The 19,617-nt window shown below is 68.4% G+C and carries 6 protein-coding genes and 1 pseudogene; 2 read left to right on the forward strand and 5 right to left on the reverse strand.

Going from position 1 to position 19,617, the window contains the following annotated elements:
- Positions 1-5 precede the first annotated feature (5 nt).
- Both MKAN_RS01700 and MKAN_RS31365 read right to left on the reverse strand, forming a co-directional pair.
- Positions 6-12,452 carry a type I polyketide synthase gene (locus tag MKAN_RS01700; RefSeq protein WP_023364595.1) on the reverse strand — a complete coding sequence of 4,149 codons (12,447 nt, stop codon included), beginning with the start codon at positions 12,450-12,452 and terminating at the stop codon, positions 6-8.
- 340 nt (positions 12,453-12,792) lie between these two features.
- On the reverse strand, positions 12,793-13,158 hold the full coding sequence (locus MKAN_RS31365; protein ID WP_080674183.1) for a hypothetical protein: 366 nt from the start codon (positions 13,156-13,158) through the stop codon (positions 12,793-12,795).
- Positions 13,159-13,343: 185 nt separating this feature from the next.
- Here MKAN_RS31365 and rbpA point away from each other — a divergent pair, with 185 nt between their 5' ends.
- Positions 13,344-13,679: an RNA polymerase-binding protein RbpA gene (gene rbpA / locus MKAN_RS01710; RefSeq protein ID WP_023364597.1), complete on the forward strand. Its 336-nt coding sequence runs from the start codon at positions 13,344-13,346 to the stop codon at positions 13,677-13,679.
- On the opposite strand, the pseudogene lnt reads toward rbpA, so the two are convergent.
- The 3 genes and pseudogenes from lnt to MKAN_RS01730 form a co-directional block, all read right to left on the reverse strand.
- Positions 13,654-16,287, reverse strand: a pseudogene (lnt, locus tag MKAN_RS01720) (apolipoprotein N-acyltransferase). The gene rbpA and the pseudogene lnt overlap by 26 nt on opposite strands.
- Positions 16,288-16,465: 178 nt before the next feature.
- Entirely contained in the window at positions 16,466-18,070 is a 1,605-nt protein-coding gene (locus tag MKAN_RS01725; protein WP_023364600.1) for an amidohydrolase, read from the reverse strand.
- Positions 18,071-18,121: 51 nt separating this feature from the next.
- Positions 18,122-18,652, reverse strand: coding sequence for an FxsA family protein (locus tag MKAN_RS01730; RefSeq protein WP_023364601.1), 531 nt, complete (start codon positions 18,650-18,652; stop codon positions 18,122-18,124).
- 72 nt (positions 18,653-18,724) lie between these two features.
- Here MKAN_RS01730 and MKAN_RS01735 point away from each other — a divergent pair, with 72 nt between their 5' ends.
- Positions 18,725-19,426 carry a dienelactone hydrolase family protein gene (locus tag MKAN_RS01735; protein WP_023364602.1) on the forward strand — a complete coding sequence of 234 codons (702 nt, stop codon included), beginning with the start codon at positions 18,725-18,727 and terminating at the stop codon, positions 19,424-19,426.
- Positions 19,427-19,617: the final 191 nt, after the last annotated feature.

Raw genomic sequence — 19,617 nt, forward strand, 5'->3', positions numbered from 1 at the left:
CATGGCTATTCGTCGTCGTCCATGAATGCGACGTTGACCAGGTCGTCGAGGTCCATGTCGGCAATGTCTTTTTCGGTGGTCGCTGCCGGCGTTGCCGCCTGACCGTTCACCTCGGTTTCCTGGGCCAAGGCCAGCAGCAGGTCCAGCACTCCCGCCTGCCGAAGTCGCTTGATCGGAATGGACGCCACCACGCGTTGCAGTTCGGCCTCACCGGGTGCCGCGACCGGGGCATCCGGTGGTGATGCGCCCAGCAGTTCGCGGTGCATGTAGCCGGCCAGCGCGGCGGAGTTGGGGTAGTCGAAAATGAGCGTGGGCGAAAGCGCCAGACCGGTCGCGGATTTGAGCCTGTTGCGCATTTCGACCGCGGTCAGTGAATCGAAGCCCAACTCCTGGAACGCCCGGTCCGGGTCGATCGCTTCCGGGCTGGTGTTGCCCAGCACGGTCGCGATGTTGGACCGCACCAGATCCAACAGGATGGCGTGCTGCTCGTCGTCGGGCAAGCCGTCCAGGCGTTGCAACAGCGCGGATTTCGACTTGGCCGCGGCCAGTGAGTCGTCGACTTGGCGGCGCGTGGGCGCGTTGATCAGGTCGACGAACATCGGTGGCAGCGTGCCATTATCGAATTTGACCCGCAACGCGGCAAAGTCGATGTGGGCGGGCAGCATGAACGGTTCGTCGACAATCATGGCGGTGTCGAGCAACCCCAGTGCTTCTTCCGAGGACATCGCCACGACGCCGTCGCGGGCGAACCGCTTGAAGTCGACGCTCGCCAATCCGCCGGTCATGGCACTGGCCTGATTCCACAGACCCCAACCCAGCGAGATTGCCGGCAGTCCGCGCGCCCGCCGGTGGACGGCCAGCCCGTCCAGGAACGAGTTGGCGGCCGCGTAATTGGCCTGTCCCGAGGAGCCCACCAGCCCGGCCATCGACGAAAACATCACGAAGGCAGACACATCCAGATCGCAAGTCAGCTCGTGCAGATTCCACGCCGCATCGACCTTGGCCCGCAGCACCGTTTCCATCCGCTCCGGTGTCAGCGAGGTCACGACGGCGTCATCGAGTGCGCCCGCGGTGTGGATCACGGCCGACAGCGGTTGCTGAACCGGGATATCGGCGATCACCTTTGCCAGCGCGGCCCGATCGGCGGCATCACAAGCGACCACGTGCACCTGCGCGCCGGCCGCGTCCAATTCGGCCACCAATTCCTCGGCCCCGGGTGCGTCCGGGCCACGCCGGCTGACCAGGACCAGTTGACGCACCCCGTGACGAGTCACGACGTGACGCGCCAACGCCGAGCCGGCCATGCCGGTCCCGCCGGTGATCAGCACCGTGCCGGCAGCCCACGCGTCCGGCATGCTCATCACCACCTTGCCGACGTGGCGTGCCTGACTCAGGTACCGCAACGCCGCAGGCGCGCGACGCACGTCGAACGTCGTGACCGGCAACGGTCGCAGCACCTCGTCGTCGAACAGCGCGGCCAGTTCGGCAAGAATCTGCGCAATGCGGTCCGGTCCGGCCTCGAAGAGGTCGAAAGCTCGGTAGCGCACTCCCGGGTACTGCTGCGCGATCACTTCGGGTTCGCGGATGTCGGTCTTTCCCATCTCCAGGAAAGCTCCGCCCGGGGTGACCAGACGCAGCGACGCATCCACGAAATCACCCGCCAGCGAGTCCAAGACCACGTCCACGCCGCGCCCACCGGTAGCGGAGCGGAACTTGTCCTCGAATTCCAGGCTGCGCGAGTCGGAGATGTGATCGTCGTCAAAGCCCATGGCCCGCAACGTGTCCCACTTGCCCTTGCTGGCGGTGGCGAATACCTCGAGACCCCAATGCCGGGCCAGCTGCACCGCAGCCATACCGACACCGCCGGTGGCGGCGTGCACCAGGATCCGTTGCCCCTGCTGCACCGACGCCAAATGGCGCAGCGCGTAATAGGCGGTGGCGAACACCACCGACGTGGTGGCCGCCGCGGTGTGCGACCAGCCCGCCGGAACCTTGACCAACAGCCTGTGGTCGGTGGCGGCGATCGTCCCGGTGCCTTCGGGGAACAAGCCCATGACTCGGTCGCCGACGGCGAAACCCCCATCGTCTGGACCGGTTTCGAGGACAACACCGGACGCCTCGACACCCATCACCGCCTCGGGGTCGGGGTAGAGCCCCAGTGCGATCATGACGTCCCGGAAATTAGCTGCGATGGCAGACAACCGCACCCGGACGTGTCCGGGCTGCAGCGGAGCGTCGGCGTCGGGAATCGGCTCCAGTCGCAGGTTTTCGAACGTGCCGGCTGCGCTCATGCCCAACCGCCACGGTGCGTCGCCCGGGGGAACCAACAGCGCGCCCACCGCGCGGCTGCCATGGACGCGGGCAATGTACACCTGCCCACCGCGCCACAGCACCTGCGGTTCGCCGGCGGCCAACACCGCCGCCAGGGCCGATTCATCCAGGGCCGCATCGGTATCGACCAGCACGATGCGTCCGGGATGCTCCGTCTGCGCCGAGCGCACCAGGCCCCACACCGCCGCGCCAGCCAGGTCGGTGACGTCTTCGCCGGGCAGCGCGACAGCACCGCGGGTCGTCACCACCAATACCCCTGCGCCGTCGCGGGCGAGCCAGGACTGCAGCACGTCGAGCACCGAGTTCGTGGCGGTGTAGACACCCGCCAGCGCGTCGCCGGGCACCGGCACGGATTCGAAGACCACCGTTGACGAGTCGCTGTCTGCCGTTGTGCCCCAGGCCCGTACGGGTACCGGTTCCAGGGCGGCCGACGGCTGGGCCGTCCAGTCCACCTGGAAAAGCCGGTCGGGACCCGATCCGGATACCGCGGCGCGCAGCTGCTGATCGGTGACGGGCCGCGCCAGCATCGACGCGACCGACAGCACCGGCAGTCCGAGCCCGTCGGCCAGCTCGATCGACACCCTGGACGGCCCCACCGGCGCGATGCGCGCCCGAACCGCTGATGCGCCGCCGGCATGCAGCGACACGCCTTGCCAGGAGAACGGAACGAGCACCGAGCCCTCGTCAACGCCGAAATCGTCGGCGCCGTCGGAGGCCAGAATCACCGCGTGCAACGCCGCATCCAGCATCACCGGATGAACTCCGAAGCCCGCGACCGACACCCCGGCGTCGGCGGGTAAGGCGACCTCGGCGAACACTTCATCGCCGCGGCGCCACATCGCGTTCAGTCCGCGGAATGCCGGGCCGTAGCCGTACCCGCGCTCGGCCAACCGCTCGTACCCGTCGGCGATTTCCACCGGTACCGCGCCTACGGGTGGCCACGTCGCCAAATCGGTTGTCGGAGCCAAGGACCCGTTTGTCAGCGTGCCCTCGGCATGCAACACCCAGCCGGCGCCGGCGTCCGCGCGGGAGTACACCGACACCGCACGAGCGCCGGACTCGTCCGCACCGCCCACGATCACCTCAACCGCAACCGATGTCCCGCCCGGCAACACCAATGGCGCGGCGAGGGTCAACTCTTCGACCACTCCGCAGCCCACTTCGTCGCCGGCACGAATCGCCAACTCGACGAAGCCCGCTCCGGGGAAGATCACCACGCCGCCGACGGCGTGATCGGCCAACCAGCCCTGCGCGCGCAGCGATAACCGCCCGGTCAGCACGACGCCGCCGGAGGTCGGCAACTCCACCACCGCGCCCAGCAGGGCATGCTCGCTGGCCTCCAGGCCCAGATCGGTGGCGTCGGCCGCAACGCCGTCACCGGACAGCCAGAACCGCCGCCGCTGGAACGCGTAGGTCGGCAACTCGACGAAGTTCGCCTGCCCCACCACGGTGCGCCAATCCACGCTGACACCGGCGACGAAAGCTTGAGCCACGGCGTTGACCAACGTCACCGGCTCGGGCCGATCCTTGCGCAGCGCAGAGATCGTCAGGATCCCGGTATCCGGCAGCGATTCTTCGATCGACGCGGTGAGTCCGCTGCCCGGCCCCACTTCGAAGAAGCGGGTGGCACCGGCCGATTGAGCGAATCGGACGCTGTCGGCGAACCGGACCGCCTCCCGGACGTGACGCTTCCAGTACGCAGTGGTGCCGTAGTCGCCTGCGGCCAGCTGTCCGGTGACGTTGGAGATGATCGGGATGGCCGGTTGCCCGATGGCCAGGCCGCTTGCCACGGTGGCGAATTCGTCGATCATCGGGTCCATCAGTGGCGAGTGGAACGCGTGCGAAACGGCCAGGCGGTGTACCCGTCGGCCGTCAGCGCGCAACCGGTCGGCGACCGCGAGCACCGCGCTCTCGGCGCCGGAAATCACCACGGAGGCAGGGCCGTTGACGGCGGCGATGCTGACCTCGGCGCTCAGCAGGGGCCCGACTTCCGCTTCGGTGGCCGCCACCGCGACCATCGCTCCGCCGGGCGGCAGGGCCTGCATGAACCGACCGCGGGCGGCGACCAGCACCGCGGCGTTTTCCAGGGACAGGACGCCGGCGACGTGTGCCGCCGAGATTTCACCAACCGAATGGCCCATCACGAAGTCCGGTCGGATTCCCCAGGATTCCAGCAGCCGGTACAGCGCGACTTCCACCGCGAACAGTGCCGGCTGCGCGAATTCCGTTGTGTTCAGCAAGTTTTCGTCGTGGCCCCAGATGACTTCGCGCAGCGGACGCAGCAGGTGACGGTCCAGTTCGGCGACGACGGTGTTGAACGCCTCGGCGAACGCCGGGTAACCGGCATGCAATCCCATTCCCATGCCCAGCAATTGGGAGCCTTGGCCGGGGAAGACGAACACCGTCTTGCCGGCCGGTGTCGCGGTGCCGCGAACCACCGACACCGCCGCCCCGCCGGACAGCTCGTCCAGACCGGCCAGCAACCGATCCCGATCCCCGCCGACCACCACCGCCCGATGCTCAAACATCGAACGCCCCGCCAACGACCACCCCACATCGGCCACATCCAGCCCGTCATGGGCCCGCAGATACCCGGCCAACCGCGCCGCCTGCGCACACAACGCCGCATCCGACTTCGCCGACACCACCCACGGCACCACCACCGGCCGCGGCCCCACCTCCCGCGACTGCTCCGACGGAACCGCCTCGACAATCACATGCGCGTTGGTGCCACTGATCCCAAACGACGACACCCCCGCCCGCCTGACATGCCCATCAGCCGGCCAGGGCCGCGGCTGGGTCAACAACGACACCGCCCCCGCCGACCAATCCACATGCGGGCTGGGCTCATCGACATGCAACGTCGCCGGCAACACCTCATGGCGCATCGCCAACACCATCTTGATCACACCCGCCACCCCCGCCGCGGCCTGCGTATGACCCATATTCGACTTGACCGACCCCAACCAGAGCGGCTCGGCCCGCCCCTGCCCATAGGTCGCCAACAACGCCTGCGCCTCAATCGGATCCCCCAACGTGGTCCCGGTCCCATGACCCTCGACCACATCCACATCCGCCGCCGACAACCCCGCATTAGCCAACGCCGCCCGCACCACCCGCTGCTGCGACGGACCATTAGGCGCCGTCAACCCATTCGAGGCCCCATCCTGATTGACCGCCGAACCCCGCACCACCGCCAACACCGGATGCCCCAACCGCCGCGCATCCGAGAGCCGCTCCACCACCAACATGCCCCCACCCTCGGAGAAGCCGGTGCCGTCGGCCGCGCCCGCGAACGCCTTGCAGCGCCCATCGGGTGATAATCCGCGCCAGCGGCTGAATTCCACGAAGATGTCGGGCGTGGCGTTGATGGTCACCCCGCCGGCGAGCGCCAGGTCACACTCCCCCGACCGCAGCGACTGCACCGCCATATGCAACGCCACCAACGACGACGAACACGCCGTATCCACCGACACCGCCGGACCCTCCAACCCCAGCACATAGGCCACCCGGCCGGAGGCCACACTCGACAGCTGGCCGGTCAGCCGGAAGCCTTCCACCGGTTCGGCCGCGAACATGCCGTAGCCCTGGGTCATGACTCCGGCGAAGACGCCGGTGGCGCTCCCGCGTAGGCTGCCGGGCTCGATTCCGGCTCGCTCCAACGCTTCCCACGACAGCTCCAGGAACATGCGCTGCTGCGGGTCCATCGCCAGCGCCTCACTGGGCCCGACGCCGAAGAAGGCGGGATCGAAGTCGCCGACCCGTTCCACGAACCCGCCGGTTTTGGTGTAGCACGCGCCGGGCACGTCGGGATCCGGGTTGAACAGCCCCGCCAGGTCCCAGCCGCGGTTGTCGGGGAATTCGGACAGCACATCGCGGCCCTGAACCAGCATGTCCCACAGGTCATCTGGCGACTCGATACCACCGGGGTAGTGACATGCCATGCCCACGATGGCAATCGGGTCGTCACCCGCAGCGCGTACGGCCGGTACGTGCTTGATCTCCTGGGGGACACCGGCCAGTTCGCCGCGAATGTAACCGGCCAGGCCGTTGGGGGTTGGGTAGTCGAAGATGAGCGTGGGTGAAAGGGTAAGGCCGGTAGCGGTTTTGAGCCGGTTACGCATTTCGACAGCGGTCAGCGAGTCGAAACCCAACTCCTGGAACGCCTTGTCAGCGTCGACGGCGTCGGGAGCGATGTTGCCCAGGACGGTGGCGATGTGGGACCGCACCAAATCCAGCACCACGGCGTGCTGTTCGGCTTCGGGCAGGCCGTGCAGGCGATGCGCCAGCGCCGATTTCGACTTGGCGGCAGCCAGCGCGTCGTCGACCTGGCGCCTGGTCGGCGCGTTGACCAGATCGCTGAACATCGGCGGCACCGCCACCGCGTGGGCCCGCAGCGCGCTCAGGTCGATGCGGGCGGGCGCCAGGAACGGCTGGTCGACGATCAGCGCGGTGTCGAACAACTCCGTCGCCTCATCCGAGGACAACGCCAGCACACCTTCGCGGCCCAGCCGGGCACGGTCGGCGGCGTCCAGTCCGCCGGTCATGTCGCTGGCCTGCTCCCACAGGCCCCACCCCAGCGACATCGCCGGCAACCCGTGGGCCCGCCGGTGCGCGGCCAGCCCGTCCAGGAAGGTGTTGGCCGCCGCATAGTTGGCCTGACCTGACGACCCGACCAACCCGGCCATCGACGAAAACATCACGAACGCAGCCACATCCAGGTCGCGGGTCAGCTCGTGCAAGTTCCAAGCCGCAGCCACCTTGGCCCGCAGCACCGCATCGAGGCGCTCCGGTGTCAACGACGTGATCACTGCGTCGTCAAGCACCCCGGCCGCGTGAATCACGGCGGACAACGGCTGTTGCGCCGGGATGCCGGCGATCACGTCGGCCATTGCCGGCCGGTCGGCGGCATCACATGCCAGCACCTGCACCTGCGCGCCGGCGGCGCCCAACTCGGTCACCAACTCCGCGGCCCCCGGAGCGTCGGCACCGCGCCGGCTGAGCAACACCAGGTGACGGACCCCGTGGCGGGTCACGACGTGACGCGCCAGCACCGAACCGGCCATGCCGGTTCCGCCGGTGATGAGGACGGTACCTTTCGCCCAGACGTCCGGCATGGTCATGACGACCTTGCCGATATGGCGTGCCTGACTCAGGTACCGCAAGGCCGCCGGCGCCCGGCGGATGTCGAACGTCGTCACCGGCAACGGTCGCAGCACCCCGGCGTCGAACAGTGCGGCCAGCTCGAGCATGTACTGGTGCATGCGGGGACGGCCGGGCTCGAACAGGTCGAAGGCGCGGTAGCGCACCCCCGGATATTCCTGGGCGATCACCCCGGGGTCGCGGATGTCGGTCTTGCCCATCTCGAGGAACACCCCGCCTGGCCCCAGCAGGCGCAGCGACGCGTCGACGAATTCACCGGCGAGCGAGTCCAATACGACGTCCATGCCGCGGCCGCCGGTGACCGCGCGGAATTTGTCCTCGAATTCCAGACTGCGCGAATCGGAGATATGATCTTCGTCAAAACCCATGGCGCGCAGGGTGTCCCATTTGCTCTTGCTGGCGGTGGCGAACACCTCCAAGCCCAGATGCCGGGCCAGTTGTACGGCTGCCATACCGACTCCGCCGGTGGCGGCATGCACCAGCACCCGCTGACCCGGTTGGACGTCGGCCAGGTGGACGAACGCGTAGTACGCGGTGGTGAAGACGGCCGAGATGGCGGCGGCTTCGGCGTATGACCAGTCGGCGGGCATCGGCAGCAGCAACCGGACGTCCCCGGCCACCAACGTTCCGCTGCCGTCGGGGAAGAAGCCATACACCGAGTCCCCGACCGCGAATTCGGTCACTCCCGGGCCGACCTCGACGACGACGCCGGCGCCTTCACCGCCGATCAGCGCGTCGTGGGTGAACATGCCCAGGGTGATCATGATGTCGCGGAAGTTCGCCGCGATGGCGCGCATGTCCACCCGAACCTGGCCGGGACCTAGCGGCGCGCCGGCGTTGGGAACCGGTTCCAGCCGCAGGTTCTCGAAGGTGCCCGCACTGCTCAAACCCAGCCGCCACGGCCCGTCGCCCGGCGGCACCAGGATGCCGTCCACGGCCCGGCTGGCGTGCACCCGCGGGGTATAAGCCTGCCCGTTGCGCAGCAGCACCTGCGGTTCACCGACGGCCATTGCCGTCGCTGCCGCCGAATCATCCAGCGGCACATCGGAATCCACCAGGATCAGCCGGCCGGGGTTTTCGGTTTGGGCTGACCGCACCAACCCCCAGACCGCGGCACCCGCCAGATCGGTGACGTCCTCACCCGGCAGCGCCACGGCACCGCGGGTGACCATCAGCAACACTCCGGAGGCATGCTCGGCCAGCCACGGCTGTACCGCCGCCAGCGCGTGGTGCGTGCGCTCATAGGTCGCGGTCACCGGATCATCAACGGCGGCAGCGCATTCGAAGACCCGATAGGAAGCTGGTGCGTCGGTGCTCGTGGCGGTGGCCGGTGACCAGATGACCTCGAACAGTCGGTCCGGACCCGCGCCGGACAATACTGCGCGCAGCTGTTGCTCGCTGACCGGCCGGGCCACCATCGCGGCGACGGACAGCACCGGCAGGCCGAGGTCGTCGGCGAGCTCGACGGACACCGCCGAGGGTCCGGCCGGCGCGATCCGTACCCGCACCGCCGATGCCCCGCTGGCGTGCAACGACACCCGTTGCCAGGAGAACGGCAGAACCAGTTCGGCGTCCGGATTCGCCATCACCGCGGTGTGCAACGCCGCGTCCAGGAGTGCGGGGTGCAAACCGAATCCGGTGACGCCGCCGGCCGCCTCGGGCAACCTCACCTCGGCGAACAGCTCGTCACCGCGGGCCCACATCGCGGTCAGGCCGCGAAACGCCGGGCCGTACCCGTACCCACGCTCCGCCAGCCGCTGGTAACCGTCCGAAACGGCTACGGCGGTGGCACCCGCGGGCGGCCACACCGACAGGTCGGCCGCGGGCTCGACGGTGCCGGCGCGCAGCGTCCCCTCGGCATGGCACACCCACACCGATCCGGCGTCGACGTCGGCGCGCGAATAGACGGAGACACTGCGCTCCGCCGACTCCGTCGCGGCGCCGACGATCACCTGCAGCGCCACCGATCCTGACGCCGGAAGCAGCAACGGTGTCCGCAGGGTAAGCTCCTCGACCACCGGGCAGCCGACTTCGTCGCCGGCGCGGATCGCCAATTCGACGAATCCGGTGCCGGGGAACACCACGACGCCGGATACGGCATGATCGGCCAGCCAGGCCTGGGAGCTGATGGACAACCGGCCCGTCAAGACGACTCCACCCGATGCCGGCAGTTCCACCACCGCGCCCAGCAATGCGTGTTGACCCGCCGTCAAGCCCAAACCGGATGCGTCGGCGCCCATGCCCTCGCCCGAGAGCCAAAACCGGCGCTTCTCAAAGGCATACGTCGGCAGCTCGACGAACCGCGACCCGTCCAGAACGCCACGCCAATCCACCTGAACACCCGAGACGAACGCTGACGCGGCCGACAACAGGAACCTGTCGAGCCCGCCGTCCTCACGGCCGAGGGTGGGCACGACAACAGGTTCGGAGTCAGGTGCGCAGTCGGTGGCGGTGTCCTCGATACCGGCGATCAATGCGGGGTGCGGGCTGGACTCGATGAAGGTGCGGTAGCCATTCGTGCATGCGCTACGCACCGCCTGCTCGAATTGGACCGTCTGTCGGATATTGCGGTACCAGTAGTCGGCATCCAAACTCGCTGTGTCCAAACGGTTTCCCGTGATCGACGAGAAGAAGACGGTCCGCGAGGAACGTGGCTCGATACCCGCGAGGGCGGCGACGAGCTGGTCCTGGATGGCTTCGACCTCTGCCGAGTGGGAGGCATAGTCCACCTCGATCCGGCGGGTGCGCAGCTCACGGCCCGCGCAAACCTGGATCAGCTCCTCGAGCGCAGCCACCTCACCCGAGACCACGACAGCCGAGGGGCCGTTGACGGCGGCAATGCTGATCCGAGAGCCGAAGGGCGCCAACAACTCCTGCGCCTGTTCGGCACCGCACGCCAGCGACACCATGCCGCCCGGGCCGGCAAGCCCGGTCAGCAATGCGCTACGCAGGGTCACCACCTTTGCGGCGTCGCGCAGGGACAGTGCACCGGCGACGTAGGCGGCGGCGATCTCGCCCTGCGAATGACCGATAACGGCATCCGGACGCACGCCGATCGACTTCCACAACTCTGCCAGCGACACCATCACCGCAAACAGCACCGGCTGCACCACGTCCACCCGGTCCAGGCCCGGGGCGCCGGGAGCGCCCCGCAGCACGTCGGTCAGTGACCAGTCGACGAATTCGGCGAACGCCTCGCCACACGCCTCGATCTGCTGTGCGAATACCGGTGCAGTATCGAGCAATTCGACGCCCATGCCGATCCACTGGGAGCCTTGGCCGGGGAATACGAACACCGTCTTGCCGGCCGGTGTCGCGGTGCCGCGAACCACCGACACCGCCGCCCCGCCGGACAGCTCGTCCAGACCGGCCAGCAACCGATCCCGATCCCCGCCGACCACCACCGCCCGATGCTCAAACATCGAACGCCCCGCCAACGACCACCCCACATCGGCTACATCCAGCCCGTCATGGGCCCGCAGATACCCGGCCAACCGCGCCGCCTGCGCACACAACGCCGCATCCGACTTCGCCGACACCACCCACGGCACCACCACCGGCCGCGGCCCCACCTCCCGCGACTGCTCCGACGGAACCGCCTCGACAATCACATGCGCGTTGGTGCCACTGATCCCAAACGACGACACCCCCGCCCGCCTGACATGCCCATCAGCCGGCCAGGGCCGCGGCTGCGTCAACAACGACACCGCCCCCGCCGACCAATCCACATGCGGGCTGGGCTCATCGACATGCAACGTCGCCGGCAACACCTCATGGCGCATCGCCAACACCATCTTGATCACACCCGCCACCCCCGCCGCGGCCTGCGTATGACCCATATTCGACTTAACCGACCCCAACCAGAGCGGCTCCGCCCGCCCCTGCCCATAGGTCGCCAACAATGCCTGCGCCTCAATCGGATCCCCCAACGTGGTCCCGGTCCCATGACCCTCGACCACATCCACATCCGCCGCCGACAACCCCGCATTAGCCAACGCCGCCCGCACCACCCGCTGCTGCGACGGACCATTAGGCGCCGTCAACCCATTCGAGGCCCCATCCTGATTGACCGCCGAACCCCGCACCACCGCCAACACCGGATGCCCCAACCGCCGCGCATCCGAGAGCCGCTCCACCACCAGCACGGCGCCGCCCTCGGACCAGCCGACGCCGTCGGCCGCGCCCGCGTAGGCCTTGCAGCGCCCGTCCGGCGCCAGCCCCCGGTGCCGGCTGAACTCCACGAAGACCGTCGGGGTGGCGTTGACGGTGGCGCCGCCGGCGAGCGCCAGGTCACACTCCCCCGACCGCAGCGACTGCACCGCCATATGCAACGCCACCAACGACGACGAACACGCCGTATCCACCGACACCGCCGGGCCCTCCAACCCCAGCACGTACGACACCCGGCCGGAGGCGACGCTGGAGGTCATGCCGGTCAGCCGGTAGCCCTCGATCTCCTCGGCGAACATGCCGTAGCCCTGGACGATGAGCCCGGCGAAGACGCCGGTGGCGCTGCCGCGTAACCGGGCCGGGTCGATCCCGGCTCGTTCCAGCGCCTCCCACGACAGCTCCAGCAGCATCCGGTGCTGCGGGTCCATCGCCAGCGCTTCGCTGGGGGCAATGCCGAAAAACGCCGGATCGAAGTCGGCGACACCGTCGACGAACCCGCCGGTACTCGCATACGACTTGTGGGGTGTGTCGGGGTCGGGATCGAACAGACCGGCCAGGTCCCAGCCGCGGTCCGTGGGGAACTCCGACATCACGTCGCGGCCGTCGGCGACCATCTGCCACAGGGCCTCCGGGGTGTCAACCCCGCCGGGGAAGCGGCACGACATCCCGACGATCGCGATCGGCTCGCTCGACCGCTCCAGCAGCGCGCGGTTGGTCCGCTTCAGGCGTTCAACCTGGACCAGCGCTTTCCGCAGCGCTTCGGTTGCATGCTGGAGTTGATCAACCATTACTAACCTCGCCTAACCTCGCCTAACCCCTGGTCGTCGCCGACCGGGTGCGGCCTTATCGCCGAATCACGGAAGTCGTTGCACGAATCGGCCTCGCCGTTTCGTCGACCAGCGTCGCTTTTTCGACCGGCGTCGTGCTGCGTTCCGACCGAAGAATGTCGCTGGTGAGTATCGCCAACTGTGGCAGGATTTCAAAACGTCCGATACTCCCAGGTATGCGCGGGCGGGCCGGGTGCCCCGGAAGCCATTCTGGGCGAGCAACCGCGGCCGCCTGCATACCTGGGTACACCGAGCCCGCCGTCCATGGCGCGACTTTACCCGGTTCGCCGGTGCCTAACGGCTAGACACCCACCCTGCGCCAGCCGTCGGCGGCCCGGGCCGCCCGGAGCAGCCCCTCACACAGCTCACGCAGTTCGGCCGCGCCGGCACCCTCGTCGAGCGCGAGGCCGATGTCCTCGGCCGCGCACCGCACCTGGTAGATGCGATCCGACAAATCTGCCGCCTCATCAGCCGTCAACACCACCGCGTCGGCGGGCAGGGCCAGTGAGGCCCCGGCATCGCCCCGGGTCATCATGGCCCGCTGCTCGTAGGCCCGCTGCCGGCACGACTGCCGGCAGTACTGGCGGCGGCGGCCCATGCCGGCGTCGGTCACGTCGCGTCCACACCAGCGGCATGGCTGCGGCCGGGCTCTTTGACGTCTGGCCAGACTCACGCCTGCCGACTTTAGTCCGCCGGGGGCCGTGACCCCGGTATCATCGATGGTCGCGGATGGTCGCGTCGCGTGTTGGGCGCCAGCCCGGGAACTACGCGCACGGCTGCGACGTTCGCTAAAGCGGAGAGAATCACCACACGGAGCCGAACCAGCTCAACGAATCCAGAGGAGTAGCGCCGATGGCTGATCGCGTCTTGAGAGGCAGTCGTCTGGGAGCCGTGAGCTACGAAACGGACCGCAACCACGACCTGGCGCCGCGTCAGATCGCCCGGTACCGCACCGAGAACGGCGAGGAGTTCGAGGTCCCGTTCGCCGACGACGCCGAGATCCCCGGCACCTGGCTGTGCCGCAACGGCATGGAGGGCACCCTGATCGAGGGCGACCTGCCCGAACCGAAGAAGGTCAAGCCCCCGCGCACCCACTGGGACATGCTGCTGGAGCGTCGCTCCGTCGAAGAACTCGAAGAATTGCTGAAGGAGCGCCTGGAGATCATCCGGTCGCGTCGGCGCGGCTGATCCGGACGCTACCCGGCCGGTCGGGAGCGGTCGTGCGCGCGAGTGTGTTGGCGTCTGCCCTCAATACCCCATCGGGTGACTTTGAACAATGCCTCGCGAATGTTGGATCCGCTCATCTTTGACACGCCAATCTCGCGTTCGGTGAAGGTGATCGGAACTTCGACGACGACGAACCCGCTGTTCACGGTGCGCCAGGTCATTTCTATCTGAAAGCAGTAGCCCTTGGAGTCGACGCTGTCGAGATCGATCGTCTCGAGCACTTCGCGGCGGTAAGCGCGATAGCCGGCGGTGATGTCGTGGACCCCGACACCCAATGCGAGCCGCGAATAGGTGTTGGCCGTCTTGGACAGCGCCAGGCGCCGCCACGGCCAGTTACGCACCGTCCCCCCGGGCACATAGCGTGAACCGATGGCCAGATCGGCCCCCGCGCCGACGGCGTCCAGCAGACGGTGCAGCTGTTCCGGCGCGTGGCTGCCGTCGGCGTCCATCTCGACAAGTACCGAGTATTCGCGGCTGAGACCCCAGGCGAACCCTTCCAGGTAGGCAGCCCCCAGACCGTTCTTGACGGTGCGGTGCAAAACGTGGGTACAGCCCGGGTCGGCCTGCGCCAGATCGTCGGCGAGCTGACCGGTGCCGTCGGGGCTGTTGTCGTCGATGATCAGCACGTGCACGTCGGGGCAGGCTTCTTTGACCCGCCGATGTATCAGCGGCAGGTTCTCCCGCTCGTTGTACGTCGGAATGATCACCAGGACACGCTGGCCGTGACGATTGCCCGGCACCTCGGCCGCAGGTTGGCCGCTGGTCATGTAGCTCCTTCAGGTCGCCCGAACTCGTGGTGGCCGCCCGCGTCGGGCGGAGTGTCCTGCGCGGTCTGCGGGTCGCCCCCGGATTCGTTTCGGAGGGCCGCTTCCGAGTCGTCGCCGTCGTCCGGGGGTCCGTCGGACTCGCCAGCTCCTCGCAGGTGCCCGGACAACCGACGCCTTGGACGTCTTAGCCGCGGGAACCACCCATTGTGCCGTATCGCGACCAGAACGACCGCGCCCGCCGCCCCGACCAGAGTCCACTGCAGTAGCGGAGCCCAGCGAGTTGCCGGCGTCAGCCTGGTCTTCAGCCGCACCTGGATGTCCAGATAGGCGGGCTCGAAGAAGTCGGTACGGACCAGCTCTGCGCCGTCCGGGGCAATCACCGCGCTGATGCCGGTGGTACCGGCGACCACGACGTAGCGGTCGTGCTCGACGGCCCGGACCTTGCCGAATGCCAGCTGCTGCTCACTCATCGTCTGGTTGAAGGTGGCGTTGTTGCTGGGCACCGCAAGCAGCTGCGCGCCGTTGAGCACGGCTTTTCGCGGGGCCCGATCGAAGATCACCTCCCAACAGGTGGACACCCCGACGGGCACGCCGGCGATGCGCACCACACCGGAACTCGTGCCGGGCACGAAACTACCGGCGCGGCTGGCGTAGCCGGAAAGATGGCGAAACAGCCACGGCATGGGCAAGTACTCGCCGAATGGCTGCACGATCTCCTTGTCGTGGCGGTCGGCGGGCCCCGTTCCCGGATTCCAGACGATCACCGTGTTGGTGAATTCCGGGCGCTGTTGCGGTCGATCCGGCGCGTCGAGCACGGTGCCGACCAGGATTGGCGCGCCGATCGCCGCCGCCGCCCGCGATATCTGCTGGGCAGCGTCGGGATTGACGAACGGATCGATGTCCGACGAATCCTCGGGCCAGACGACGAATTGCGGTCGCGGGGCAATGCCCGCACGGACATCCTCGGCCAGTCGCAGTGTCTCCTGCACGTGGTTGTCCAAGACCGCTCGCCGCTGCGCGTTGAAATCCAGACCCAGACGCGGCACATTGCCCTGAACGACCGCGACGGTGACTGCCGGTTCGCCGCCCGCTCCCGCACCGGCGTGACGCACCTGTGGCCACACGATGACGGCGGCGAACAACACCAGGCAGATGCACACACCCGGCAGCACCACCGCCGGCGGCGCGGCCGTTTCTGCCGACCCGGTTTTGCCGCCGGTCCGCCACCACTTCTCGATTTCCAGCGCGATTGCGGTCACACTGCAGCCCACCAGTACGATCCCTGCGGACAGCAGCGCGACACCGCCCAGCTGGACCAGGGGCAGCAGCGGACCCTCGGCCTGACCGAACGCCACCGATCCCCAGGGAAAGCCACCGAACGGCATGAGCGACTTCAGCCACTCCTGCGCCGCCCACAGCACCGCAAACCAGATCGGCCAGCCGGGCAGCCCGCGTACCACGACGGCCAATAACCCGAAAAGACCCGGGAACAGCGCGGACACCGTCGCCAACACCAGCCAGGGCATCGGACCCACCAGCGAGCCGATCCACGGCAACAACGGCACATAGAACGCCAGGCCGAATAGGAAGCCGTAGCCCAACGCACCCACCGGCGTGGTTGCCCGGTGCATCAGCACCCAGGTCAGCAGCGCGACCGCGACGATGGCCGCCCACCACCAGTTGACCGGCGGGAAGCTGGCATACAGCAACAAACCGGCTCCGACACAGACCAGCAGGCGCGGCAGACGCGGCCGGACTGCGGCCCACAGCCCCGGCAGCCGGGTCGCCGCCCCCGCGCCGATCGCCGACAAGCGCGGACGGGCGGCGGCACTGAGCCGAGTGGTCACGGTCGAAGTGCCGGCGTCCCGCGCGGACTCTTGCGCCTCGGCGGGATCGGCGGCCACGTCGTCGTCAGGCGCCTCAACTGCCGGGTCGATCTCGCCGCGGTCGAGGTTCGGCGCCTTGCGGCCGGGCCATCCTCTAGCCATGGATGACCGCACCCCGATGCACGGTTTGTCGGCAGCGCGGCAAGGCGTCCTGCGGACCCAGCCGCGGTAGCGCCGGCACCCGGGACCGCGGGTCGGTGGACCAACGCTGAACGGCGTCGCGCGGCACGCTGACGTCCAGGGCATCGACTTCCCACACGGCGTACGAGGCCGGCGCGCCCGGCGCCAAGATGCCGGCCTGCCCGTCGCGGACACCGCCGGCCCGCCATCCCCCGCGGGTTGCCGCAACGAACGCCGCCCGCGCCGACACGGCGCTGCCCGGGGTGCGGTGGTTGACCGCCGCAGCCACGCTCACCCACGGGTCGAAGCCGGTTACCGGCGCGTCGGAACCAAGGGCGAGTGGCACGCCTTGGGATGCTAACAGCGCAAGCGGGTTGAGCCGGCAACCTCGATCCGGCCCGAGGCGCTGGGCGTACATCCCGTCGACGCCGCCCCAGAGTGCGTCGAAACTGGGTTGCACGCTGGCGATGACACCCCAGGCGCCCAACTTGGCGGCCTGCTCGGCGGTGACCATCTCCACATGCTCCAGACGGTGTCCGCAGCGAGCGACCGCGACCACGCCGAGCTCGTCCACGACCCGTTCGAGTGCGGCGACCACCGCCGACACCGCGGCATCGCCGATGACGTGGAAACCGGCCGTCACCGCTGCCTCGGTGCATGCCCGCAGGTGCGCTTCGATGGCGTCGGGGTCGAGGTGGCAGGTTCCGGTGCAACCGGGTGCGTCCGCGTAAGGCTGGTGCAGCCAGGCCGTGCGCGAGCCGAGAGCGCCGTCGACGAAAAGGTCACCGGCCAATCCGCGGGCCCCCGTCTGCTCCTTCAGTGCCCGCGCCTGGGTCGGAGTGGTCACTGCCTCACCCCAGTAGCCGATCACTTCGACGCCGTGCTGCAGAGAGCGCAGCGCCAGCCAGTCGTCGAGCCCGCCGATTTGCGGGCCGGCGCATTCGTGCACGGCGACGACTCCCGAGGCGGCCAGCGCCTCCAGCGCCGCGGACCGGGCTTCGGCCAGCTGCGCATCGGTCAGCAAGTCGCGGGCCGCGGCCCGGACCAGATGGTGCGCGTCGCCGGTCAACGGCTGCTGTGCGGCGAAACCCGCGGCGGCCGGCAGTTGGGGGACCAGCCGCCGTACTGCCGACGAGGCCAGCGCCGAATGCACGTCGACCCGGGCCAGGTAGGCGGGCCGGTCGCCGAGCACGGCGTCCAGGTCCGCGGTGTTGGGCGCGCTTCTTTCGGGCCAGGCCGACTCGTCCCAGCCGTGTCCCCAGATCGGCCGACCGGGGTTTGCCGCGGCGTAGTCGCCAACCATGCGCAGGCATTCCGCGCGTGAGGTCGCGGAGCGCAAGTCCAGTCCGCTGAGCGTCAGACCGGTCGCGCTCAGGTGGATGTGGCTGTCGACGAACCCCGGCGCGACGAATGCGCCGTCGAGGTCCTGCACGTCGACATCCGGGAACTGGTCGCGCGCGACATCGTCGGTGCCCAGCCATGCGACGATGTCGCCGCGCACCACCATCGCGGTGGCGTCGGGATGGGTCGGGCTGTAGATCCGGCCGTTGACCAGCAGCTTGGAGGTAATCTGCGTCACAGCGCAAAACTACGTGGGAAGTCCAACACCTTGGTCTGACCTAGTTCTGGCCTAGGTCCGGGGCGACGCTTGATCGGGAATGCGGGCCTGCGGCAAAGTCGGTGGTTCCCCGTCGATGACGTCGATGACCTCGCCGTCAATGAAGTCGCGCTGATCGGGTGGTTCGCGGCGGGTGAAAGCGCCGGCCATGCCGGCGGCCGCGGTCGCCGTCAGCGGCACGCGCCGCAGGATTCCGCGCAGCGCGATCGCGGTCAGTCCGGGGCCGGCGACCGCCCGGATCGGCGGCGCCAGGAGCAACAACCCCACAGCGGTGGTGACCAGTCCGGGGACCAGGACCAAACCGGTGGCCAGGGCAACCAGGGCGCCGTCGCTCAGCGCGCTGCGTGGTTCTTGCACGCCGGACCGCCACTGCATGAGGTGCCGCCCGAGCTGCCACCCACCCATCGGAGCCCACAGGACCAACCCGAGGACGAAGGTGGCCAGCAGCACCACGAGGGCCCAGCCGAATCCAATGGCCGCCGCCAATCCGATGAAGGCCATGAGTTCGACGACGGCGTAAATGAGAAGCAGCCGACCTAGCATGTGATGCCAACGTCTGCAGGTCCCGCCCGAGTTCCGCGAGCGGTCGCATCACGGCTGCAGTTAGATGACGCTATGACCACGATCGATATCGACACCCCGGCCGGAACGATCGACGCGCTGTTGAGCGTCCCCACAGGAGAAGGCCCGTGGCCGGGCGTGGTCGTCGTGCATGACGCGGTCGGTTATGCCCCCGACAACGAGGCGATTTCCCAGCGCATCGCCCAAGCGGGTTATATGGCGCTGACGCCGAATATGTACGCCCGCGGCGGCCGCGCCCGGTGCATCACCCGAGTCTTTCGCGAGCTGCTGACCAAGCGAGGTCGTGCCCTCGACGACATTCTGGCTGCCCGCGATCACCTGCTGGCCATGGCCGAATGTTCCGGCCGGGTGGGCATCGCGGGCTTCTGCATGGGTGGCGGGTTCGCGCTTATTTTGTCGCCCAGGGGCTTTGGCGCCTCGGCGCCCTTCTACGGCACGCCGCTGCCCCGCCATCTCAGCGACACTCTCGACGGGGCGTGCCCGATTGTGGCGAGTTTCGGCGGCCGCGACCCGCTGGGTTTGGGCGCGGCCGACCGACTGCGCAGCGTCACCCAGGCAAAGGGAATCACCGCGGACATCAAGGTCTACCCCGGGGCCGGGCACAGCTTCGCCAACAAACTTCCCGGCCAACCGCTGATTCGGATCTCGGGATTCGGCTACAACGAGACCGCGACCGAGGATGCGTGGCGCCGGGTTTTCGCGTTCTTCGGCGAGCACCTGGGTAGCGGCACTTAAGCCCACTTAAGCCCACTTAAGCCATCGGCTACCCGTCCGGCAACGGTCGTGTCTGCACTTTTCCTGCCACGAAGTTCAGGAAACACATCGGCTCGACGTAACCTCGGCGATCAGAGCGGGCCGGTCGCTATGGCTGAGATTGTCGATAAATTGGGACTTATCGATTGTTCCGTCCGGTGGTGCCGGGGAAA

The sequence above is a fragment of the Mycobacterium kansasii ATCC 12478 genome (assembly GCF_000157895.3).
GTDB classification, from domain to species: domain Bacteria; phylum Actinomycetota; class Actinomycetes; order Mycobacteriales; family Mycobacteriaceae; genus Mycobacterium; species Mycobacterium kansasii.

Bases quoted from the DNA above. Each gene is read 5' to 3' on its own strand.
- MKAN_RS01700 (WP_023364595.1), bottom strand. From the start codon at position 12,452: ATGGTTGATCAACTCCAGCATGCAACCGAAGCGCTGCGGAAAGCGCTG.
- rbpA (WP_023364597.1), top strand. From the start codon at position 13,344: ATGGCTGATCGCGTCTTGAGAGGCAGTCGTCTGGGAGCCGTGAGCTAC.
- MKAN_RS01730 (WP_023364601.1), bottom strand. From the start codon at position 18,652: ATGCTAGGTCGGCTGCTTCTCATTTACGCCGTCGTCGAACTCATGGCC.
- MKAN_RS01735 (WP_023364602.1), top strand. From the start codon at position 18,725: ATGACCACGATCGATATCGACACCCCGGCCGGAACGATCGACGCGCTG.